Source organism: Aeoliella mucimassa, assembly GCF_007748035.1.
GTDB classification, from domain to species: Bacteria; Planctomycetota; Planctomycetia; order Pirellulales; family Lacipirellulaceae; genus Aeoliella; species Aeoliella mucimassa.
In genome coordinates this window covers 6,432,619-6,454,781 of record NZ_CP036278.1, presented here as the reverse complement: position 1 = coordinate 6,454,781, position 22,163 = coordinate 6,432,619, and the positions used below count along the sequence as shown (strand labels likewise).

Annotated in this window: 20 protein-coding genes; 10 read left to right on the top strand and 10 right to left on the bottom strand. The window is 59.1% G+C overall.

The annotated features are described in order from the left end of the window. The first annotated feature begins 135 nt into the window (after positions 1–135). The 3 genes from Pan181_RS25270 to Pan181_RS25260 all read left to right on the top strand — a co-directional run bounded on the left by Pan181_RS25270 (position 136) and on the right by Pan181_RS25260 (position 2,064). Positions 136–738, top strand: a complete 603-nt coding sequence (locus Pan181_RS25270; RefSeq protein ID WP_197528707.1) for a sigma-70 family RNA polymerase sigma factor — start codon at positions 136–138, stop codon at positions 736–738. Continuing rightward, positions 735–1,022 (top strand): zf-HC2 domain-containing protein, encoded by a 288-nt coding sequence (locus Pan181_RS25265; protein WP_145251688.1) that lies wholly within the window; start codon positions 735–737, stop codon positions 1,020–1,022. Before Pan181_RS25270 ends, Pan181_RS25265 begins: the two co-directional genes overlap by 4 nt. Before the next feature lie 226 nt (positions 1,023–1,248). Beyond that, on the top strand, positions 1,249–2,064 hold the full coding sequence (locus Pan181_RS25260) for a spondin domain-containing protein (RefSeq protein WP_145252473.1): 816 nt from the start codon (positions 1,249–1,251) through the stop codon (positions 2,062–2,064). Between the two features lie 103 nt (positions 2,065–2,167). Here Pan181_RS25260 and Pan181_RS25255 read toward each other — a convergent pair whose 3' ends face one another. From Pan181_RS25255 to Pan181_RS25240, 4 genes are all read right to left on the bottom strand, one after another. Continuing rightward, positions 2,168–3,409 (bottom strand): DUF536 domain-containing protein, encoded by a 1,242-nt coding sequence (locus Pan181_RS25255; protein ID WP_145251686.1) that lies wholly within the window; start codon positions 3,407–3,409, stop codon positions 2,168–2,170. A 91-nt stretch (positions 3,410–3,500) separates the two neighbouring features. Then, on the bottom strand, positions 3,501–4,748 hold the full coding sequence (locus Pan181_RS25250; protein ID WP_145251684.1) for a fibronectin type III domain-containing protein: 1,248 nt from the start codon (positions 4,746–4,748) through the stop codon (positions 3,501–3,503). A gap of 94 nt (positions 4,749–4,842) precedes the next feature. Further along, complete coding sequence (locus tag Pan181_RS25245) at positions 4,843–5,553, bottom strand: PepSY-associated TM helix domain-containing protein (RefSeq protein WP_197528705.1); 711 nt, start codon at positions 5,551–5,553, stop codon at positions 4,843–4,845. Further along, positions 5,550–7,043 (bottom strand): DUF2271 domain-containing protein, encoded by a 1,494-nt coding sequence (locus tag Pan181_RS25240; protein WP_231943703.1) that lies wholly within the window; start codon positions 7,041–7,043, stop codon positions 5,550–5,552. Before Pan181_RS25240 ends, Pan181_RS25245 begins: the two co-directional genes overlap by 4 nt. Positions 7,044–7,068: 25 nt before the next feature. Between Pan181_RS25240 and Pan181_RS26730 the strand changes: the two genes are divergently transcribed. After that, positions 7,069–7,335 carry a hypothetical protein gene (locus Pan181_RS26730; protein WP_231943702.1) on the top strand — a complete coding sequence of 89 codons (267 nt, stop codon included), beginning with the start codon at positions 7,069–7,071 and terminating at the stop codon, positions 7,333–7,335. Here the strand turns inward: Pan181_RS26730 and kbl are convergent. Together kbl and tdh are read right to left on the bottom strand one after the other, a co-directional pair. Then, a complete protein-coding gene (gene kbl, locus Pan181_RS25235; RefSeq protein ID WP_145251680.1) occupies positions 7,307–8,491 on the bottom strand; it encodes a glycine C-acetyltransferase in 1,185 nt (394 codons plus the stop codon). The two genes, Pan181_RS26730 and kbl, sit on opposite strands and share 29 nt — an antisense overlap. Before the next feature lie 114 nt (positions 8,492–8,605). Continuing rightward, complete coding sequence (gene tdh / locus Pan181_RS25230) at positions 8,606–9,634, bottom strand: L-threonine 3-dehydrogenase (protein ID WP_145251678.1); 1,029 nt, start codon at positions 9,632–9,634, stop codon at positions 8,606–8,608. A 359-nt stretch (positions 9,635–9,993) separates the two neighbouring features. On the opposite strand from tdh, the gene Pan181_RS25225 reads away from it, so the two are divergent. From Pan181_RS25225 to Pan181_RS25200, 6 genes are all read left to right on the top strand, one after another. Further along, positions 9,994–11,037 carry a DUF1559 family PulG-like putative transporter gene (locus Pan181_RS25225; RefSeq protein ID WP_145251676.1) on the top strand — a complete coding sequence of 348 codons (1,044 nt, stop codon included), beginning with the start codon at positions 9,994–9,996 and terminating at the stop codon, positions 11,035–11,037. Between the two features lie 147 nt (positions 11,038–11,184). After that, complete coding sequence (locus Pan181_RS25220; RefSeq protein ID WP_145251674.1) at positions 11,185–11,874, top strand: ABC transporter ATP-binding protein; 690 nt, start codon at positions 11,185–11,187, stop codon at positions 11,872–11,874. Then, positions 11,871–13,199 carry an ABC transporter permease gene (locus tag Pan181_RS25215; RefSeq protein WP_145251672.1) on the top strand — a complete coding sequence of 443 codons (1,329 nt, stop codon included), beginning with the start codon at positions 11,871–11,873 and terminating at the stop codon, positions 13,197–13,199. The genes Pan181_RS25220 and Pan181_RS25215 overlap by 4 nt, the downstream gene beginning before the upstream one ends. 58 nt (positions 13,200–13,257) lie before the next feature. Next, the gene (locus Pan181_RS25210; RefSeq protein WP_145251670.1) at positions 13,258–14,991 is read left to right on the top strand and encodes a hypothetical protein; all 1,734 of its coding nucleotides are present in this window, start codon (positions 13,258–13,260) and stop codon (positions 14,989–14,991) included. An 82-nt stretch (positions 14,992–15,073) separates the two neighbouring features. Further along, entirely contained in the window at positions 15,074–15,802 is a 729-nt protein-coding gene (locus Pan181_RS25205) for a hypothetical protein (protein ID WP_145251668.1), read from the top strand. 100 nt (positions 15,803–15,902) lie between these two features. Beyond that, on the top strand, positions 15,903–16,472 hold the full coding sequence (locus Pan181_RS25200) for a DUF3299 domain-containing protein (protein ID WP_197528704.1): 570 nt from the start codon (positions 15,903–15,905) through the stop codon (positions 16,470–16,472). A gap of 350 nt (positions 16,473–16,822) precedes the next feature. On the opposite strand, the gene Pan181_RS25195 is transcribed toward Pan181_RS25200, so the two are convergent. The 4 genes from Pan181_RS25195 to Pan181_RS25180 all read right to left on the bottom strand — a co-directional run bounded on the left by Pan181_RS25195 (position 16,823) and on the right by Pan181_RS25180 (position 21,746). Further along, positions 16,823–17,626, bottom strand: coding sequence for a hypothetical protein (locus Pan181_RS25195; RefSeq protein ID WP_145251664.1), 804 nt, complete (start codon positions 17,624–17,626; stop codon positions 16,823–16,825). Positions 17,627–18,077: 451 nt separating this feature from the next. Then, positions 18,078–19,349, bottom strand: a complete 1,272-nt coding sequence (locus tag Pan181_RS25190) for an IS4 family transposase (RefSeq protein WP_145245135.1) — start codon at positions 19,347–19,349, stop codon at positions 18,078–18,080. 194 nt (positions 19,350–19,543) lie between these two features. Continuing rightward, complete coding sequence (locus Pan181_RS25185) at positions 19,544–20,155, bottom strand: DUF2695 domain-containing protein (protein ID WP_145251662.1); 612 nt, start codon at positions 20,153–20,155, stop codon at positions 19,544–19,546. Between the two features lie 337 nt (positions 20,156–20,492). Further along, on the bottom strand, positions 20,493–21,746 hold the full coding sequence (locus Pan181_RS25180; protein WP_197528324.1) for an IS4 family transposase: 1,254 nt from the start codon (positions 21,744–21,746) through the stop codon (positions 20,493–20,495). Positions 21,747–22,163: the final 417 nt, after the last annotated feature.

The following is a 22,163-nucleotide window of genomic DNA, read 5'->3' as shown; positions in this document are numbered from 1 at the left end:
TTCAAGTAAACTGGTAAGGCGATCGAACCGCGCGGAGCCGTTGCGGGAATCCCAACAAAAATAGCTTGTAATCGGACTGCCTGGGGAGCGACTAACGACATGTCAGCCATCCCCTGCCCCCTCGGGAAACCACTTGTGGAACGCCCTCGCATAGTCAACAACCCGCCGAACGACGCGGCCGAGTCGCCGAATACGTGGGTCGAACAGTATGGCGATTTGTTATTCCGTACCGCGGTATCCCGCGTGGCCGATCGCGCGGTCGCCGAAGATCTGGTGCAGGAAGCCTTTCTCGCTGCTTGGCGGGGACGCGACAAGTTCGACGGCCGATCCGAGCGAGGCACCTGGCTCATCGCCATTTTAAAACGCAAGATCGTCGATCACTACCGGGCGACGGGGCGCTCGCGCGAGGTGCCTGCGGGCGACGATTCGCACGATACCGACTTGTTCGATAGTCGTGGTCTCTGGCGGTCGAGTGTCGGCAAGCTCTCGCTCGAGATCGACGACCCCGTGGATCGCGAAGAGTTCTGGCGGGTCCTCAGCGGCTGCGTGCGGGAGCTGCCAAGCACCTTGGCCCAGGCGTTTGCGGTTCGCGAGCTGGAGTGCCGACCGGCGACCGAAGCGGCTGCCGAGCTGGCGATCAGTCGCGAGAACCTGGCAGTGCGTTTGCACCGCGCTCGGTTGCTACTTCGCGGGTGTTTGGAACATCGTTGGCTTGGCGAACGGGAGGCCAAATCATGAAACTCCCTGATCTGAATCTCATCCTCAATTGTCACTGCAAGAAGGCGACGGAGTTGGCCTCGGAGTCGCTCGACCGTCAGCTCACTGCGAGCGAACGCTGGGCGCTCCGGATGCATACGCTGGTCTGCAAAAGCTGCCGACGAGCGGTCCGCCAGCTGCAAGCGCTGCATCGTCTGGCAGGGCAAATGCCCGATGCGGTGAAGCAAGCCTTTGGGCACGACGCCAGCGAGCTATCACCAGAACGCAAGGCCGAGATTGCCGAAGCGATGCGTAAGCTGAAATAGACCGCACTCAGGCGATCTCAAACTTCTTGGCGTTTTTCTTGTAATCGCTCGCTCTCTCGAGCGACTAATCCGCCAAATCGCTTATCGGGCCAGGTGCAAGCTGCCCTGCACCACTGGCCCGCCCGCATTCCTCAGGGATTCGCCTATGGCATAACCTCTGCGCGAAAGCTGCGCACCTACTCGTTTAATTCACCGAATTGCTGCCTTCACTCGAAATGGAACAAAGATGATTACTTCACCTATGCAGAAACTTTGCTTTACGTTTGCTTCGCTCACACTCCTCGCTGCCGCTTGCAGTTCGCAGGCGGTGGAGATTCGCGTGACCGTAACCAATCACAGCATGTCGGACAGCGTCGCGCTGTCGCCGATTATCATGGCCGCTCACAATGGCTCGGTCGACCTGTTTTCCGCTGGCATGGCGGCCAGTGCTGGCATTGAAGACGTTTCGGAAATGGGCGGGGCCGCCGAGATGCTCCGCAACGAGATCACCGCCGCCCAAGCTTCTGCGGTTACCGAAGTCGGCATTGCTACCTCCGGCGGTTTTGGACCCGGCGTGTTGATTCCGGGCGCCGAGGCCTCGTACGTGCTGTCGCTCGATCCCACCGACAACCGTTACTTTAGCTACGCTGCCATGGTGGTGCCGAGCAACGATTCGTTCATCGGCAACGACGATCCGATGGCCGTGGAGTTGTTCGACGCCGACGGCAACTTTGTGGCGAGCAGCTTCGAACTGACAGGCCTCGACATCTGGGACGCGGGTACCGAAGTCAACTCGTTGACAGGAGCGGCTTACATCATGGGGCAGGATGCCGCGCTCGGCAGCGACGAGAATGGCCTGGTGACCCAGGTGAGCAATCTGGCCGATCAGTTCGGCCTGTATCTCGGTGGCACCACGCCTGAAGGGTCGACGTTTGCTTCGTTGCCTCCGGCCGATGCTGGCTTCGTGACGTTCTCGTTCGAAGCCGTACCTGAGCCATCGACGGCCGTGCTGTCGCTGATGGCCGCTGGACTTGGCTTGGTGGTCTGGCGTCGCCGTCGATAGAGAAATGGAAGAGTCTCCGTAAGTCAGTAGCGGGTGGCCCTGGTCGCGATTCGGCGACTGTAGCTTCGGCGACAGTTGTTTGGCGACTGGGGCTACTCTGCTGTTACTTGCGGATGGGACTCCACTCGGGGGCCGCTTCGCGGTGCGTCGCGATCTCTTCCCGTTGGATGGTCGGCGCGGTACGCGGTGCTACTGGTTTCGGCATCGGCTCTGCCGAAGCGGTCCAGCGCGACGGGCGAGCCGGCGTTGCATTGTTCGCTGGCATATCGAGTCCACTGGCAGCGGCCCAATCGGTGGTGACACGCTCGCCAGGTTGTTCGTTTTGGGCGGTGACTTTTTCGACTAGCGTAAGACCAGTCGAGCAGAGCATCTTGCTCGATCCGTCGTCGGGTTGCAGGCGGACCCATAGTTCGAGAAGTCGACCCATAGGAGCCTTCGCCGGCACCGCGATCGGTAGATCGAGCACCCGGTGCGAATCGTCGCGCCAGGCAGCTTGCACTTCGCTGGCCGAGAAGTTCCAGCGGGCGATTTCCCACTCCTCGTCGCTTGCTTCGGGATCGACGAGCATCAACGATGCGGTGCCCGAGAACAGTCCCGCGGCTCCGTCGCTAGTGAGTGGTTCGATGATGGCCATCACGCCGCGGCCGGTGGTTGCGACATCCGCACCAGGTTCCGTGGGAAGCTGCTCGGCGTACATCGCACACGACGTGGCCGGCTGCTCCGGCATCGACAGCATGGTCGCGCCTGGTTTTTGATTCGAAACCAAACGAGTCGCCGAGTGGAAGGGGACTTTCGAAAGGTCCCCAGGCTCTTCGAGCGGAAGCGGATCGGGCTCTTCCAGGAAGTCTGGCACGTCGAAATCCGGTGCAGCCCCAGGATCAGGGCCGTCCATCGGTTCTAGCTCATCGAGCGACTCGCGCATCGGTTCGGGATCGCCGAGATCCACCGGGTCACCCAACATAATCTCGGGCAGTTCCGGTTCGTCGATCGGCTCGCTTCGCTTCACACGTGGGAGCGGACGGTCGAGCAGGCTCCGCTCACCTTCGTCGGAGTCTTCGTCTGGATCGTCGCTCGCGTCCGAGTCGGCAGGTGCGCCTTTATCGATCTGCTCGCGAAGCTTGGCGTTCTCCTGGCGTTGTTCGCGCAAGAGTTGCTGATACTGCTCCATGTTGTCCTGGAGCTCGTAGATTTGATCTTCCTGCATCCGCAGTTCACGAATGTAGGCGTCCTGTTGCGTGGGATTGTTGCGACAACCCACCAGCGCAACCGCGAGCAGACCGACCAGCGCGAGCGAAGCTCGGCGGCGACTTGCAGCGCATGCACTTTGACCAACATCAGCGTTCATGCAGGGGGAAATACAAGATTTCCCCCTGCTGGGTCAAGGCAACTCGCGCCGCAAAGGCAAAAAGTGCTAGCACTCACCGTGCGAGACTGGCCTAATCTTGTTGGTGCGGCTTGAGCGTGAATTCGTCGAACACCTCGCCTGCCATGGTAATCACTCGCACTTCCATGCGATCGTCGTAGAACGTGATCAGGTGCAGGTGATGGTCGGAGCCGCAGTGCTCGGCGGTTTCTTGCAGGAACCACCGACCTGTCTTGGGAGTCCGTTGTCCAACGCCGAGACCTCCCTCGCCGATGTAAACGACACCCTCGGCATCGATTTTACCGTTGCGAAGCGGAGAGGTCCGTTTGATCACGTGACCATCGGCCTCGCAGGCGAGGTCGATCTTGTACTGGTCGAACAACGGCACCCAATTCGGCAGCGCGCCGCTAGGGATTTTCACGGCCGGGAAGGCCGGCTTGTGATACTGGGCCAGGTACCAGGTGGTGTCCCAGCGGTGCTCAGCAAGTTCGTCAGCAAGCCATTCGCGTTGCTCGCCGCCGGTGACGGTCTCGGTGTTGAGCGTTGCGAGTCGCACGTTGCCCGACAGGTTGCCAGCGTAGTAGTTCTCGCTTTCCTTGGGGAAGGCAAACAGCTGGTTGAAGATTGGCCCCATGTCGTGATTGCCCCGCGCGGGAACAATCGGCAGCAGTCGGCCATCGGTGCCGGTGGTTTGCTCGCAGTGCTCCAGCCAAGTCAGCCATTGCGGCAGATCGGTGCCGTTGACGATGAAGTCGCCGCCGTGGGCGAGGGCCACGATCTCGGGCCGGCCAGCCTTGGATTGCTCGGCCACCATGTTGGCCATCATGCGATTCATGGCCATCCGCTCGCCCCAGCCCGAGCGACTATCGCCGCCGTAGATGAGGGCGATGGGACGCTTGTCGTCCGGCGCGGTGTAGAAGTAATACTCACGCGAGGTTTCCTCGTCGGACAAGCACCGCACGCGGTACTTGGTTGCCGGCGTCAACTCGGCGAGTTGTGCCGAGTGCACGTAGGGGGCTGTCCCGCGCTTGACCTGACCATCGAACTGCTGAGTGTCGACCGACTCGACGGAGTGCCACTCGGTTTCGTCGCCGGCCGCGTACTCCACCTTGTGCGAGGTGCCTTGTTCGCTAGTGGTCCAGGCAACGATCGCCTCGGTCGCGGGAGCGGTCCGCCAGATGACCCGTACGTGACGAGGGGTGGTACCAGATTGTGGCTGATTGTTCTGCGCGCCGGCCGATTGCAGCACGACAACTAGCAGGCCAGTGATCGCCAAGATTGCGAACAAAGTACGACTAACGTGGGAGTTTTTCGACAACATCCTTCTCCAATAAAGCTCGAACTACGACAGGGAGCCAAACATGGCGCAGCCCCATAGTATACCTTGCACGACCGCTGGCAAAGTAAAAACTGCACTACCCGCGGGCGACCCAGTAAACCGCGTACAAGGCGAGTGTGCCGGCTAGGGCGACTAGCAGTGCCGATTTGAGTCGCAGTCGCAGGAAGAAAATCAGCACAAATCCGGTGAGCGACACCAGCACGCCGATGATGGCCGAGATGTCGATGACCCACGACCATACCTCGCCGGTGTGGCGGCCTTTGTGCAGGTCGTTCATCACGGTCACCAGGTCGTTGCTGGTGACATCCAGAGTGTACTCGCCCGACTCCCGCGAAATGCGGGCGGTCGACGCGTAGCCCGGCCCTTCGAAGGTTACCTCGCACTCGTCGTCGAACACCAGGAAGTCCGAAAGCCGCCCTGTGAGTCGATGCTCCGCCCGCAGGTGCTCGGCGACTTCGAGCTTGTCGACTTCGTGCGACAGGTCGTAGCCGTCCCAGTCGTTTGGCGGATTACCATCCACGTGCAGCCAGGCGACAGGCAGCTTGCCTTCGAGTTGCACCAGGTGCTCTTCGAAGAACCAATCAGGATGGTTGAGCGTGATGCCAGTCGCACTGAAAAACAAAATGGCAGCCAGGCCGAACATCGAAAGATAGATGTGTAGCCAGCGACTCCACTTGGCAAGCCAGCGACGAAACTCCTTGCCGGCCGACAACGTGCGTCGGGGCCGTGGGTTCGGCGAAGGCTGGACTAGCGGTGCAGGTTGGTCGGAGGGGTTGATGGTACTCACTTCCCTTCGCTTCCAACGGTGTAGCGAATCTTGGCCGAGCTGATCTCGCTGTTCGGTTCCAGGTCTTTCGAGAAACCATCGGAGAGATCAAACGAGTGCTTCATGAGTACGTAGCTGCCATGCTCGCGAGCCGATTCGATGAACAACGTATACACGCCAGCCGGAACCGGCTTGCCGAGTTCGTCGTTGCCATCCCAGGCGACGCGATACGAACCAGGATTCCGCGAAGGCTTCGAGATCGTGGTAATCAAATCGACCTTTTGAACACGCTTGCGGGCTTGGTCGGCTGAGTACCAGCGACGCAGGTCGCGATACCAACGTGGACCAGGCTGCTGCTGCATGAGGAACAAGCTGAGCGTCTTGACTGGGAAGCCCGACTCGTCTTCGACCCACACGGCCACGTAAGGGCGGCGGTAGCGGCCCGAGTTTGCAGGGCGGGCGATTTCGAATTCAACCGTCATCTCCATGCTCTGGGGAGCCGACTTGCTGGCGGGATCCTCCCCCCAACCTTTGGTGGTGGTTACTTTGCCATCGACGGTTTCGAGTCGGCACTCGACGCGCGGGATCGAGCGAATCAGCTCCATGCTCTCCTCGGGCGGCAGGATGCTGCAGATGGTCGCCAGCACGTCGGCCGTGGCGGCGTCCTGGGCCATCACTGCTGCGCTCACGATCTGCGTGGCTGGTTTGCCTGTGCGGGGGTCGATGAGATGCGAGTAGTGCTTGTCATCGATGGTCCAGCCGCGCTCCGAATCGCCGCTGGTGGCAACCGCGCCGGCGGTCAGTGGGAAAGTAGCTGCGGCCGGAGCGCCGATCGCGTCGTTCTTGGGATCCGCAATCGCGACTGGCACGGTGAGTTCGCCGGCCACGCGGATGTCGCCGCCGATGTTGAGCATGACGCCGGTTACGTCCTTGGAGCTGGCAATCACTTTCTCGGCCGCGCGGTCGAGGATCATGCCTTTGGCAATCGCATTCAAGCACAGCGGGGCGTTGCCAGTTCGGGTTGCGCGACGCAGGGCTTTCATCACTCGCCATTGCGTTTGCTCGACTTCCTGCACCACACTGCTCAACGCTTCTTCGGTCGGCAGCGTGCCCTCCTTGGCGGCTTCGGTCCACTGTTGGGTGAGTAGTTCGACCGCGGGGTTGTACACACCCTGGCTGGTAGTGGTCCATTGCTCGCTCAGGTCGAGAGCCTCGGCCAGGTCCTTCGACACCCGCATCGACTCGCCATTCTCGAGGGCGGCGAATTGCGACAGTTCGCTCTCGGCGGTGTAGCTGCTGAGCACAAGGTTCAGGCGATCGATCTCGGCCAGAGCAACTTGTTCGGCCTTGTTGGCAGCCGCCTGATTGGTGGCCGCGACCTTCATGTCGAGCGAAGTGCCGAGCACGTTCTCGTGGTGGAACGAAAACTCTTCGGCACCCAAAGTGGATGCGAGACTGATAACGAGCAGCAGCACCAGCGAAACGCGGCGCGACACACAAAGAATGTTCATGGTGGGTAGGGACGGGGGCGAGTGAATGCGAACTTGGATACGAAGCCGCCCGCCGACCGAAGGTACCCCTTCGCTCGTCGACATCAGCGACTCCACGTTTCCCCTACCCGCGCATCTGGAATGCGAAAGCAATCACCTGACGGAGAATGCACCCTTTGAGCATACCAACGGCCGAGTTGGTTTGCTACTCCTGTTTGTCGCCCGCCGCGGCAAGTTTTGGCCCTCTGCGGCAAGTCGAACCGCTTGCCGAGTGATTCCGCCGGTTAGGCGACGACCGCCTTGGCTTGCTTGAACTTCTCGACCGCACCGCGGAGGTCTTTCTCGCTGTGGGCAGCGGAAATCTGCACGCGGATGCGGGCTTTGCCCATCGGCACCACCGGGTAGTAGAAGCCGATGACGTAGATGCCGAGTTCCAGCAGCTTGTCGGCCATCGACGTGGCGAGCCGAGCGTCGCCTAGCATGATCGGCACGATCGGGTGTTCGCCCGGCAGGATGTCGAAGCCGGCTTCGGTCATTTCGCTACGGAACAGCTCGGTGTTCTTCATCAGCTTGTCGCGCAGATCGGTCGAGCGGCTGGCGATCTCCAACGCCTTGAGCGAACCGCCGACGATGGCCGGGGCCAACGTGTTGGAGAACAGGTAGGGCCGCGAACGTTGACGCAGGAGGTCGATGATTTCCTTCCGCCCGCTGGTGTAGCCACCGCTGGCACCGCCGAGGGCTTTGCCAAAGGTGCCGGTGGTGATGTCGATGCGTCCCATCACTCCACAGTGCTCGTGGGTACCACGGCCGGTGGGGCCCCAGAAACCGGTTGCATGGCAATCGTCGAAATGCACCAGTGCGCCGAACTCGTCGGCCAGGTCGCAGATTTTGTCGAGCTTCGCGACACTGCCATCCATGCTGAATACTCCGTCGGTGGTGATCAGCTTGGTCTTCGCCCCTGCGGCATCGGCTTCCTGTAGCTTGCTGCGGAGGTCGTCCATGTCGCACGTCTTGTAGCGGAACCGCTTCGCCTTGGCGAGCCGCACGCCGTCGATGATCGATGCATGATTCAGCTCGTCGCTGATGATCGCATCGTCGGCGGTAAGCAAGGTTTCGAACAAGCCGCCATTCGCATCGAAGCACGAGGAGTACAGAATGGTGTCCTCGGTCGCCAGAAACTTGGTGACCGCTTCTTCCAGTTCTTTGTGACAGGTTTGCGTGCCGCAGATGAACCGCACGCTCGACATGCCGTAGCCCCAGCGATCGAGTGCGTCGTGCGCGGCCTGGATGATCTCGGCGTTGTCGGCCAGACCCAGGTAGTTGTTCGCGCACATATTCAGCACTTCTTGGCCGCTGCCGACTTCAATGTGCGCCCGTTGTGGCGAGTCGATCAGTCGCTCGTTCTTGTAGAGTCCCGCGTCGCGGATTTCGTCGAGTGTGGTTTGGACGTTAGCAAGGGAAGTTGGCATGATATTCTGCGGGGGGCTGGGAGTGCCACGATGAACGGGGGAAAGGCACAAGCGATGCACTATGGTTATGCGAACCGGTGCACCGCGTGCAGCCTGCTTGATAAACGGGAAACGCTATGCGGTCCAATCGAGCACGATCTTGCCCGAGTTGCCCGAACGCATTGCGTCGAAGCCTTGTTGGAACTCGGTGTACGGCAACCGATGCGTAATGACCGGGCGGATGTCGAGACCGCTCTGGATCATCACGGTCATCTTATACCAGGTGTCGTACATCTCGCGGCCGTAGATGCCTTTGATGGTGAGCATGTTGAACACCACCTCGTTCCAATCGATGGCCATCTCCCCTTCGGGGATGCCGAGCATGGCAATCTTACCACCATGGCACATGTTGCCAATCATGTCGCGGAACGCGCTGGGGTTGCCCGACATCTCGAGTCCGACGTCGAAGCCTTCGGTCATGCCGAGTTCCTTCTGCACGTCGGCCAGCTTCGTCGTGCGAACATCGACCGCTCGGGTAACACCCACCTTCTGGGCGAGTTCCAGGCGATAAGGATTGACGTCGGTGATCACCACGTGACGCGCGCCGGCATGGCGAACCACCGCGGCGGCCATGATGCCAATCGGTCCGGCGCCGGTCACGAGCACGTCTTCGCCGAGCACGGGGAACGACAGCGCGGTGTGCACAGCGTTGCCAAGGGGATCGAAGATCGAAGCCACTTCGGGATCAACGCCCGGCGCGTGATGCCAGACGTTGGTCATCGGTAGGGAGAGGTACTCGGCGAACGCGCCGGGGCGGTTCACACCGATGCCCTTGGTGTCTTTGCAAAGATGCCGCCGGCCAGCCATGCAGTTGCGACACCGGCCGCAGACCACGTGGCCTTCGCCGCTGACGATATCGCCAGGGCGGAAGTCTTTGACGTTCGAGCCGATCTCGACGATCTCGCCAACGAACTCGTGGCCAACAACCATCGGCACAGGGATGGTCTTCTGGGCCCAGGCGTCCCAGTTGTAGATGTGTACGTCGGTGCCACAGATGCCGGTCTTTTGGACACGGATCATGACATCGTTAATTCCAATTGTCGGTTCAGGCACATCTTCGAGCCATAAACCAGGCTCGGCGTGCAGTTTGACCAAGGCTTTCAAGGTGGGGACCCGCTGAGAGGGAAAGGGGAAAGCAATAGAAGCGAATCCCCTCACGCTAATCGACCAAATAAAAACACACCAGGGACCCTTGGGTAGAACCCGCAAGTCCCCAGTGTGTATCAGGGGGGCACAAGAATGAGTGGTCGACTAATGATTTAGCAACCACTGCTAAGTTATGTATAGCTACTGAAGGCAGAATTTCATTCCCGAAAACATCCAAAAAGGCAAAATTGTAAGAATTTATTCGGTTTCTATGTCAAACACATTCGTTTTGCGAAGCTCGACACGGAGGTCCACATGAAAACCGAGTAGAATCGACAGAACCTCCACGAGTTAGGTAATCATTCGAAGCCCAAACGATGACCTTTCGCCTCGCCACGTTCCTGTATCTGTTCGCGTTGATCGCCGCAGCAATTGCGGTTTTTGGCACATCCGGCCTGGTGGTCGCCGCCATGGTGTTGGGCTTCTGGTCGGTGTTCTTTTATTTGCTCTGGCGAGGGTACGCCTTTGTGTTAATCGGTGCTGCGATGCTACTGCTGATCATGTTCTTTATGTTGCATGGGTTGTGCTATAGCTTGAAGTCCCCAGGTGGAGCGAGGTGTGTGAAAAATCTCAGGCAACTAGCGTGGGGGGTAAGCAAATACGAATCTGCGACTGGCAACTTCCCACCCGTGGGCGATAAGGCAAATCAAAACTCGGTGCCATGCAGTTGGCGAGTGCTCATCTTGCCACAGATCGATCAGCAATCTTTGTTCGATGCTTACAACTTCGCTGAGCCCTGGGATGGACCCAGCAATCGCAAGCAGTTCGCCCATATAGAAACTGAGGTATATGAGTGCCCCGAGAGTGATGTTGCTTGTCATACGAACTATTTCGCCGTGACAGGTCCCCAGACCATCTGGGGCGATGGGGAACCGCGAACCTTACGCGAGGCGACCGATGGCGCTTCCAACACGATCCTGCTGATCGAAGCGGCCGGGCGCGGTGTGCATTGGACCGAGCCGGTCGATCTGACGTTTGAGCAAGCGTTGGAGTTGCTCACCACTCCGCTGCCGGCCGACAGTACCGATGGACATATCGTTGACTATGGCTACTTTCGTAAGCCAGGCCGGGTACGGGGCGTTGCCATGGCCGATTGCCGCGTGCGAGGAGTGCCGGTACCGATACCGCGCGACCTGGCGGTCGCCCTGCTAACAGCCAACGGGGGAGAAACGTTCGACGAGAACCAGCTCGATGCCTATTACTCAGGTGGTGAGCTGGACTACGGCCAGATTTGGGGGGTGGTGATCTTCGTGGTACTCGCCCTGATGCCGGGTGTTCCGGCGATAAAACGGCGAATTTGGCCCGAGTGGGTCAACCAACCGGGGGCAGTTTCCGTAGAACATGGAATGCCAGTAGAATAAGCGTTGTTTTGTAGGTAGAATTGCATTTGCAATTCAATTGCGAGAACCAGGGCTCCTCCAACTGCACCGCAGCTGGCGACGGAGCGGGTAAGCACCGGCCTCCCTCGACGACAGCGGGGCGGGGGTCGTATTTCCACGTGGAATCCCATGTCCGACAAAAAAACACTCGTTGAACTCAAGAACGTTCAAAAGGCGTACCGCGAGCCGAACGGCGACCTGTTGCCGATTCTCGATATCGAGCACTTGGCGATCTCGCCGGGCGATCAGATTGTGATCCGCGGGCGGAGCGGCTGTGGAAAGACCACGCTGCTGCACGCGATTGCCGGTCTTACGCCGATTGATTCGGGCAGCATCATGTTCGCTGGGGTTCGGTTTCACGAACTCGCCGAAGCTGGACGCGACCGATTTCGGGCGCACCACATCGGCTACGTGTTTCAAACGTTCAACCTGCTCCCCGCGTTCACCGCGCTCGAGAACGTGATGCTCGGCATGACTTTTACCGGTCGGCCGAAAGATCGCAGTCGGGCGATCGCGTTGCTCGAAGAGGTCGGCCTTGGCCATCGCATGCACCATAAGCCATCGTCGATGAGCGTCGGCGAGCAGCAACGCACCGCGGTCGCCCGGGCGCTGGTGAACAAGCCGAAGCTGCTGCTGGCCGACGAGCCAACCGCGAACATCGACCCGGGGCATCAGCAGCAAGTGGTCGACATGCTTCGCGAGGTTTGCGTGCAAGAGCAGGTAGCCATGCTCATGGTCACGCACTCGCCGGAAGTCTCCGATCAGTTTGACCATGTGATTGCCTTAGAAGAACTCAACAGGGTGGTACGCGCAGCATGAATTACTTAACCATTGCCTGGCGAAACATGACCGAGCGCCCGCTCGCGTCGACCCTTACCGGACTTTCGATGGCCCTCGGCGTTGCCGCGGTGATCGTGGTGCTGGTGATCCATCGTGTCGCGGTCGATCAGTTCGAGCAGGACGCCCAAGGATACCACTTCATTGTCGGCGGAACCGGCGGCCGCACCGAGTTGGTGCTGAGCACCGTGTACCACCTGGGCAAGCCGCTCTATCCGATTTCGTACAACTACTACCGCAAGTTCACCGACGGGGAGTACGCTCCCCTGACCGACGCGGCAGTGCCGTACTGCCTGGGCGATTCGCTGGTAGTCGGCGAGTACAAGTACCGCGTGGTCTCCACCACGCCCGACTTGTTCGACAAGCTCAAGTACGATGGCCTGCACAACTACGAGTTCGCCGAAGGGGAGAACTTCAAGCGCGACCACTTCTTCGAAGCGGTCATTGGCTCAGTGGTCGCAAAGCAAGGCGGCCTGAAGCTCGGCGACACGTTCAAACCAACGCACGGCCTCAGCGGCGAAGGCAACAAGCACGACGACTTCAAAGTGGTCGGCGTGCTGGCCCCCACCGGCACGGCCAACGACCGTGCGGTGTTTGCCAATATGGAAGGGTTCTACCTGCTCGAAGGGCACTCGCTGAGCAGCAAGGCAAAAACCTCCGACAACACCGCTGCGGCGACCACCCCCGAGCCAGGGGCTCCGACTATTGGCTACGACAACGAAGGCAACGAAGTCGAGCCGCTGCCGGAAGATCGCCGCGAGGTGACCTCGATCCTGGTGCGGGCGAAGAATCCCATGGCGTCGCGCGACATGATGGTGGTCATCAACAAAAGCGGCACCGGCGCCCAAGCGGTCGCCCCCGCCGAAACCGTCACCCAGCTCCTGCAGAATATCATCGGCCCCGTACGGGTGGTGCTGCTGGTGCTTACCGCGCTGATCGTGCTGGTCGCAGCCATCGGCATCCTGGTGAGCATCTACAACTCGATGTCGGAGCGCGCCCACGATATTGCCGTGATGCGGGCGTTGGGGGCCAGTCGCATGGCGGTGCAGACCATCGTGCTGCTCGAAGCCATTTTGCTAGCAGTGCTCGGCGGGCTGGCCGGCATCGTGCTGGGGCACCTGATGGTGGGGGTCGCAAACCCCTACGTCGAGCGGCAAACCGGTGTCACGCTCGAGATGCTGGCCTTCGACCCGGTGGAAATCTGGGTGATTCCGGGATTGGTGCTCCTGGCCATCGTCGCGGGCATCCTTCCTGCGTTTACCGCGTATCGCACCGATGTGGCAAAAGCCCTAAGCGGCACGCGATAAATTCGGTAGAATGTTTGAGCTGGTAGTGTTCCCTCCATCTCGCTTGGCAGGTTTATCGATGCGCAATGCATTTGTTTGTTCGCTGGTTCTACTCCTGCTGGTTGCCCAATGGCAGTCGGCCGTCGCGTGCCCTTTCTGTACCGTGGAGCGGGCTACCTTGGCCGAAGAAATGGCCGGTAGCGACGCCGTGGTGCTGGCCAAGCTGGTGAAGCCAGCCGCGCAGTCGGGCGAGGGACCGAACGAACTCGGGCAGTTCGGCGTGGTCGACCCCGACACCGGCATGGCCAAGTTCCGCGTGGTCAAAGTGCTGGTCGGCGAAGAGGTGATGACCGGCATCGAAGAGATCGAAGCGGTGTTCTTCGGCGAAGCGAACGCCGATCAGCTCTACTTCATCCGCGGCAGCGGCACCGACCGCCTCGACTGGAACATTCCCATTGCGGTGTCGCCAACCGCTGCCGAGTACGTGGAACACGTGCTGACCCTGCCCGAGAATGGGGCTGGTCGCATGGAGTATTTCCTGCCTTACCTGCAGCACGAAGATCCGCTGCTGGCTCAGGACGCATACGACGAGTTCGCGCGGGCACCGTACTCGGATCTGGTGGAGATCTCCGAAGGCTTCGATCGCGAGAAGCTGTGGCAATGGCTGATCGACCCGATGGCTAGCGCCAACCGCCGCAGCCTGTACTTCACCATGCTCGGCATCGTCGGTACCGAGGAGGATCAGCACCGCTTGGAAGAGATGATGCTGGCCGACAACCGAGTGCTCCGCTCGGCCGCCGAAGCCGCGGCCGCCGCCAGCATGGGACTCGGCGGGGCGATCACCTTGCCGGTGATGCCCGAGATGATTGCCATGGAGCAACGGCAAAAACAGCTCGGCTTCAACGCGATGGTCGGCTGCTACCTGAAACTCACCGGCGCCGAAGGACTCGACCTGCTCGATCGCGAGTTCCTGAGCAGCGAGAGCGACGATCCCACCAAGGTGTACGGCATGCTGCTCGCCTTGCGGTTCCTCGGCGACGAAACCGACGACGTACCGCTCGAGCGGTTGTGCCAGTCGATGCGGCTGATCCTGGCCAAGCCCGACGCGGCCGAGCAGGCCATTCGCGACCTGGCTCGCTGGGAAGACTGGGGCGTGCTCGACCAGCTGGTCACCATGTTCAAGGAAGCCGACAAGAGCAGCTACGTGCGCGATACGATTGTCGCTTACCTCGATCAGGCAGCCAAGCAACAAGGCGAGGTCGGTGAGAAGGCGACCGCCGCGCTGGCCGAACTCGAACCGCTCGATCCCAAGGCCTTCAAGCGGGCGCGGACACTCACCGCATTTGGCTTCCTGGGATACGCCCGCGCGGGGAGCCGCCCGGCCGACACTGCCCCGGCGCTCAACAAGCCAACTGCCGAGGACTCCGCGGCCGACTCCGGCGAAGAGTCAAGCGACGCGTCGCTCGCTACAGCCGACAGTTCCGACGCACCCACGCTGGAAGAGCCAGACGCGGCCATCGACTCGCAAGTGAGCGACTCGGCCGCCGTCAAAGAGTCCGCCGATGCGGTCGCCAGCGACCAGCCGCAGGCCCCGGCCGACACGCCCGACACCGAGGCCGTGGCCGCCGAAACGGCCGGATCGCCCGCCAATCAGGTGGCCGACAGCACCGATGCTTCGCACGATGGTCTCGAGGAAAGCTCCACGGATCCTGCGATCCAGCCCCCCACCCGTGGCAAGGCGATGATCTTCGTGCTGGTAGCCGCCGGGGTGCTGGTGGTACTGGTTTGGGGAGTCATGCGGGGCGGCGGATGATCCATTCGCCTGTTTCGAACGTATAACTACAATGTAGTATTCCCGGTTTCCTTTCCCGCCCTTTCTACGTATTTCGATTGCCATGAGCACGACTCTCGCCGAGCCCTTGCCCGAAACCGATACGTCCGCTGCTTTCGAAGACGCGACCCTGCAGTATCGTGCGCTCCACTCCGGTGCGTTGATCGCTGCGTTGTTGGGGTTCGCCTCGCTGTTCATGCTGGCGGTGACCGACTTTATCGACGTGGCCATCGCCGCCGCGGTGGTGCCGGTGGTTGGCATCGTCGCCTCGCTCATGGCGCTGAAGAAAATCAAGAACAACAGCGACATCTACACCGGGCAGAAGTTCGCCCTCCTGGGACTCGTCCTGTCGTTTTCGATGCTCTGCTGGGGCGTCGGCTGGGCTTCGTACAAGCATGCGACCGAGGTGCCGGAGGGCTATGGGCGGATTTCGTTCTCGACATTGCAGCCGAGTCAAAAGGACGAAGAAGCAGGCCGGGCGATTCCTAAAGAGATCACCGACGTGCTGGAAAATGGCGAACCGGTGTTCATTAAAGGCTACATCCGCCCTGGAAGTTCCGACTCGCGAAGCGGCGCTACGCAGTTCTTGTTGGTACGCGACAACAACACCTGCTGCTTTGGCGACCTGCAAAACGTGAAGTACTTCGATCAGGTGCTGGTCACGCTCTCGCCCGGACTCACGGCCGATACCGACCTGTCGGTCACTCGCCTGGGGGGGCGCTTGGTCTGCTATCCGCAGAACTTCGGCACCAGCAACCCGGTGTATGGCATGATGGCCGATTACATCGAGTAGTTGTCCGCGACCTATCGTTCGTCGATCCATGAGTCATGGTGACCGACTCGAACCGTCTATCTTCGGAAGAGCAGGGATGAGCATCCACTCGATCAGACCCTTGAGCCTACGTAGCACGCTGGCGATGCTGGCCGTGGTCGTCGTAGCGACCACCGGTTGCGACCACTCGTCGACCACGACCACGTTGTCCGAAATGTCGTCGACCGCCGAGCCGGACGAGTCGTCCCCGTCGACCGCGACCGAAACCACTGCAGCCAACGAGCCTGCGAAAGCGACCGCCGATCCAGGGCCGACTGGCAAGCTGGTCGACAAGACGTTCGACGACATGAAGTTTGATATCGAACCGGACGAGCCGTTTGAGCGCGAGATGCTGACCGACGAAATCGTGAACCTCGATGGCCAGCGCATCCGCATTCGGGGCTACATGTATCCCACGATGCAGCGGTCGGGCATCACGCAGTTCGTGCTGGTCCGCGACAACCTCGAGTGCTGCTTCGGCCCCGGCGCCGCGCTGTTCGACTGCATCTTTGTCGAAATGGAAGCAGGCAAGACGGCCGACTTCAGCGCCCGCCCCATCGCCGTGGAAGGCACCTTTAGCATCGACGAAGTGCTAGGTCTCGACGGCACCCACCTAGCCATCTACCACCTCGACGGCGAACAGGTTCGGTAACTGGCGTTTGGCTGGATGTCGGTGGGAGCCCCACGGTCGGAAATATTGTCACGAAAAGCAAACCGTCGGCGAGTGCTTTGAGCCAAGTGATGGGAGCAAAGATTGTAGTGAGAACTAATGCGATCGCACAAAAGCCACCATCGCGGCAGCTTTCGCATGGAAAGTGTCGGGTCTTGAGTCCGATTGGTGAGGATCCGCAGTTGTCATATAGGGGGGCGTATTTGTGAGGCAGCGTCTTTCCAGCGAACGTCAAGCCTAAGCTGGACCGTACTGCGCCTATTACGACGGCGAAGAAAAAGAGCCAAACTCGACGGCGCAGTACGGACTCGACTTCAGGCCCATGTTTGACCTCATTTCATCACCACGTTGGATGACAGAGTTCGAACGCCTGAATGGTCGATAAGGTATCCGGAGGAAGTGCCGTCTGGACTCTTTGCCAAGACGAACTGAACGGGCTTGCCTGATGTCGAAGTGCCGGAAACAAAAGGCACTGATCGGAATGTGCCAGATGCATATTGTACAGGAGAAGCCGAGTTGAGCACTTTCAAGCCAACGCGCAGTTCGACGAACTGGCCGGCCTTTCCCTCTTCCTCGTATCGCCACAAGCCATTGGGATGTGAGTAACGAAACCAGAAATCATGTGGTTTATCAGATGAGATGTTCTGCCGAAGCACATCTCGCACCTCCAGCTTGTCCAGGATGGAGCGGACGAACTGATCCATAGTTACTGGCCCCTGAGCCGTTGAGAGCGAAGTCGCAAGAGAAATTGGAATCTGCTCTCGGATGCCAGTGTCCTGTTGCAGAATGCCTGTCACGTCGAAGCTGATTGTCATCACCTCAAAGACACCGGAAGCTGTCAGATTAGCTATCAGTGGCCAATCCGCTTCGTCTGCCTCTTCGAGCGTGAGCACTTCTATACCGTAGAATTCGGCTTTGCGGCGAGCAGGCTTATAGAAACCACTTTCAGAGACAAGAATCAACTTGTCTGTCGCTAAGTTTTCGTGCTTGGCTCGCATCTTCTCGATCCATGGCGTATCGGCTGGCCGAGCCCATGAGATCACTTCAATACCAATTCGTACTGTGTAGCCTCCGGCTTCCGCTACAACCAGTATGTCAACCTCTCGCTCCTCATCACTCACGCGATCAGTGAGCATCGCGGATTCAATAACTTGCGCCTTCCCAGCAAGCGTTGCTGTAAGTAGAGTGACAAGGCACTGGAAGTCGTTGGTTCGTCGAGGCATTAATTTGTGACGTCTAACGTAAAAGGCTCAATTGCCGGCCGCCCGTGGCAGCAGGCGTCCAACCGACCACACCATTCTACTCGCGGGCGTCGCCGGTCAACTGCAGTCGGTGGTTAGCTATCCTGTCGAAGTGTGTGAGGACGGTACTGTTCCGAATAACACGTTTCCGATAGCCGGGTGCCCCCACAGAGTTTCTTCACTGGCGAAGCCCATTACTGTCCGGAGTTCGGTTCTTTGCATTCCGGGAGTGTTGCGCGGCGTCTTATGATTGCATGGATTGGCTTACGCGATCAAGACTCGCCGCCTTTTTCCTTTCACATTGCGCAGGCGGCAGCGTGAGAATCGCGGCCGAGTGGCAGCGTCTCTAAGTCGATTGCTGTTTCTTTTTCTCGCTCCGCCGCGCGGCCGACTGCCGGGCCAGTTCGTTCTGACGTTCTCGCTCGCGGAGGATCGGCAGGATCTCTTCCAGGGTTGCCGCCCCGCGGCCGACCTGTCCCATTAGGGCGAACAGGTACTTGCTCGGTCGATAACCGGTGTGCAGGTACATCAGCAACACGGCAATGACCGCCACGTAGAAGTGCGTTTGCACCCCTTCGCTTGCGTGGCTGATCAAGTGTCCGAAGTTCGCAGAGCTCTTCAGCCACCGAAAGAACAGTTCTACTTGCCAACGATAGCGATACAGCATGGCAATCACGTGCGCCGGTACATCGAGCAGGTTGGTGATCAACCGCAGTTGCGACGGTTTTCCCTTTTCTTCGCAAGCGACGATGACTTCGCGAAGCTGCACTCGGGGAACTCGATGTCGGCTCGGATTCGAAGACTTGAAATGTCCCACTCCATCGCTGAGCACGCCGGCCGCTTTGTCTTTTTCGGTGAGTTCGCGACTTTTCACTTCCCGCAGCGTGGGCGAATTGCCCCCCGCTGGGCGATAACGAGCCACGAAGTGCGATTGCAACGCGTGTGTGTCGTCGTAGTGCGCTGCCAAGAGCGCGAAACTCATGAAGCCGCGGTCGTACAGATAGATACGACCGGGCTGCAACCGTTCGATGGCTGAATCGGCCTCGCTCTGGCCAGGGGATGGAATGACGATTGCCTCGGGAAGCCACGTGCTCACCGGCAAATGGACATCCACCCGCGCTCGATGCTTCTTCGCCCCATGATTGTTCGTATTGCACATGGCCCAGGCGACTTCGGCCACGGCCGGGAGAAACGTGCCATCGACGGCCACGGTCTGCTGGAGCAGTTCGTCGAGATCGTCGTCACCTATCGATTGCCGTTTTGACTTGCGGGCAAGTTGCCGGCGGAGGGCATCGAGAATCGGCTGCAATCGCTCGGGGTCGGCCAGTTGATTGAAGTCTGAGAGCGTACTTCTAGTGATCTTGCGAATCGAAAGGTGTTTCTGAGCCTGTACCGTTTGGCTGAAATCTTCGATGGTTCGCAAACTGCGGATGGTGGGATTGAAGAACGCCAGCAGGTAGGCTACGAACACGTCATCGAGAAATAACTTGCGATTACCGTGGGCGTCTTCCGAGCGGAGTTGTTTGAGAAACTTCTCCAAAAGCCGGACATACTTCCCCCCAATGACCTGCTCGGGCCACACTGGTAGCTCGTCTTTAGCAACTCGCTGGGAAGGCATGGACTATGTCGTACCACACCACTCCCCACCGCGCAAGTTCAGAATCGGTTAAGATTAATTCCGGACAGTAATGGGCGAAGCCAGTGGCACCCGGAGTTCTCATCTGAGCCAAATAACGACCAGCATAACGCGGTCGGGAGGTGATCCTTTGCCGAGCGAAGCCAGCCGACCTGATCGGGCTCGCGTTCATCCTTTTAATCGGACCCGTTGTGCGGATTGTACGGTTCCAAGCCTTCAGCCCGTGCCATCCAGTACGCTGCCTTTAGTCGGTTTTCTTCAACGATATTATAGAGGATTTCGCAATCGCAATAGCCACCTTGCAACATGAGGACATGACACACGTCGAAGAGTTCATCTTCAGTGATTCCACATTTGTGGAGAAGGGGTATCGAGTTTCGGAAATCGCCCCAGCACGGTGACGGTCGTAATTCGTCATCGGCCGGACACATGATGTCGTCAAGTTGTTTGAAGAATCCCGTGCGGCTGAGAATCCGCATTACGTGAGGGGTTATATCCTCGACCAATTGTTCATCGGGATATCGTAGATCTTCGGGCGTTTCGCCGGGGGCTAGTTCAAACCAAACGGACGTGGACAGATGTTGTTCTTGGTAATCACTTGGAATGAGGTGCGTCAGATAGTGCCAACGCTGGTAGGGATAAAGGAGCGAAAACTTCTCGTCAATGAAGTAGATCGCGAGCCTGCTTTGGTCTTGATCCCAAGGCTGAACACGGATGTCGATGTCAGGATACGACGGTGTGATGAATAGACGCAAGTCATCAACGATTTCAGCTGCTGTTCGGGGCATCTGGGTGCCTGGGGAAAGACTAAATTCAACGATGCACGGACGCCTCGTATTCAATAAGGAGAAGTCTTATGCATGCAGGCGTAAGTAACACGACCACCACAGCTCCGCCCAACGACGGAACTCTTGTCATGGCAACATCTTATCCCGATCCAATCGTCAATACAAGCAAAAGCCATGGCAGGGCAATCGCTCTAGGCGGGTTGGCTGCAAAGCTGCTGCCAGGGTAGCGCTTTGGCTCGCGGAGCTCGCCGGCGCGCAACCCTTCGCTGGGCGACGATTCCCTTTCAGGGAATGGGGGCGCTGAGGATGGAAGTAGTACATTGTCGTGGGTGCCACTCTACGCCGTTAACCCTTTTCGTAGTACTGGTTTGATTTGCTTTGCTCGCAGGGCCTGTGTCTTGGTAGCAGTGAGCAGTTGTGGTACTCCTGGCGGTTTGGCTTGTTTTTTTCGTGGGTAGTTGCGGCTGGTTTTGTTTGCTCTCTTGTAGCTGTCGATGATGGCTTGGCGAAGCCTCTCGCACAGGCGTTCGTTTTTCTCCGTTGGATGCAGGTAATCACGCATCGTGCGGCGAAACGCCAACAGCAGCTTGGCGAAACTCAACTTTGCTGGTGTGATGCCTTGCTTCATCGCTTCGACCAACGCGAACAGCGACATCGCCCATAAGCCGAACAACGACCAGGTGATTTCGAGCTTGGCGTTCTCGGCTTCGCGAGAGAGGAGTTTTCGACGGTGAAAGGTCTGCTTGAGATGGCGATAGAATAGTTCGATGCCCCAGCGACGTGCATACAATGCAATCACCTGCTTGTCGCTCAATTCACGCCGAGAAAGGATATTGGTAACCAGGTAGACCGGCTGCTTGCCATCCGTAGCGACCACCAGTCGCAACACGAGCGGTTCGTTGCCACGCTTCGATTCCCGATCGGGCCATAGATAGACCGTGCCGGTCCATTCCCGTACATAACCAAGCTGTTTCAGCAACCGCACATTGGCTCCCACTCGCAGCAGGACGTGTCGGCCACTTTTGATAATCGCTTGCAGCCCTTCGTACCCCATGAATCCGCCATCGGCCGTTATCAAAGCCCCGGCTGGCAAGCTAGTGAGCATCTCCCGCAAGTGGACACGTTCGCTACTGTCACCAGGTCCGACCCGCCAGTCCCACGGCAATCCCGTACCGATGTGCCACATCGTTGTGAGCCAGAGTTGAGGCGAGTTGACTTTCTTCGCATCTTTGGCCTGCCGTCTCTTGTAGCGACTGTTCTTTACCCGTCGTGCGTGACGAATCGTCGAATAGGCTTGTTCGTGCGAGCGGGTGCGAGGCAATTCAAGGCGACTACCATCGACCGCGAATACGAGGTATCCCGCGGTGAGCCAGCAATCGGTCAGCGTCGCTTGCATCCGTTGTTGCAGCACTGACTGCAACAACGCGGCGAGCGGCTTCGTCCAGCGACGAAGGATTTTTATGAAGGCTTGGTAGGAAGTGGCCAGTTGCTGTTGCTCTTTATCGAGGCAGAGTAGTATCTTACGCACAACGAAAAAACGCTCGGTGAGAGTCTGCTCGTCCGACCAGGCCCATAACAGCGCGGCTGCCACTAGTGACCGAGGAGTCCAACTGCAGTCGTTGCGGAAGCGGATCGTTCGCCAACAGATTCCCGCCAACAACCAACGCAAACATTGCCGAAGGCACACGATATTCAGCCGCACTTGAGTGTCTCGATGTAACATGCCCGATTCCCTTCGGGTAAGTGATGGCCGCCCCTTCCTTGGTTCAACTGAAAGGATGGCCGAAATACGCTGTTACATCGAGACCTCTTTTTTAAGGCAAAGAAAGGGTTAACGGCGTAGAGTGGCACTGGCTCTGCCCATTACTGTCCGGAGTTCGGTTCTTTGCATTCCGGGAGTGTTGCGCGGCGTCTTATGATTGCATGGATTGGCTTACGCGATCAAGACTCGCCGCCTTTTTCCTTTCACATTGCGCAGGCGGCAGCGTGAGAATCGCGGCCGAGTGGC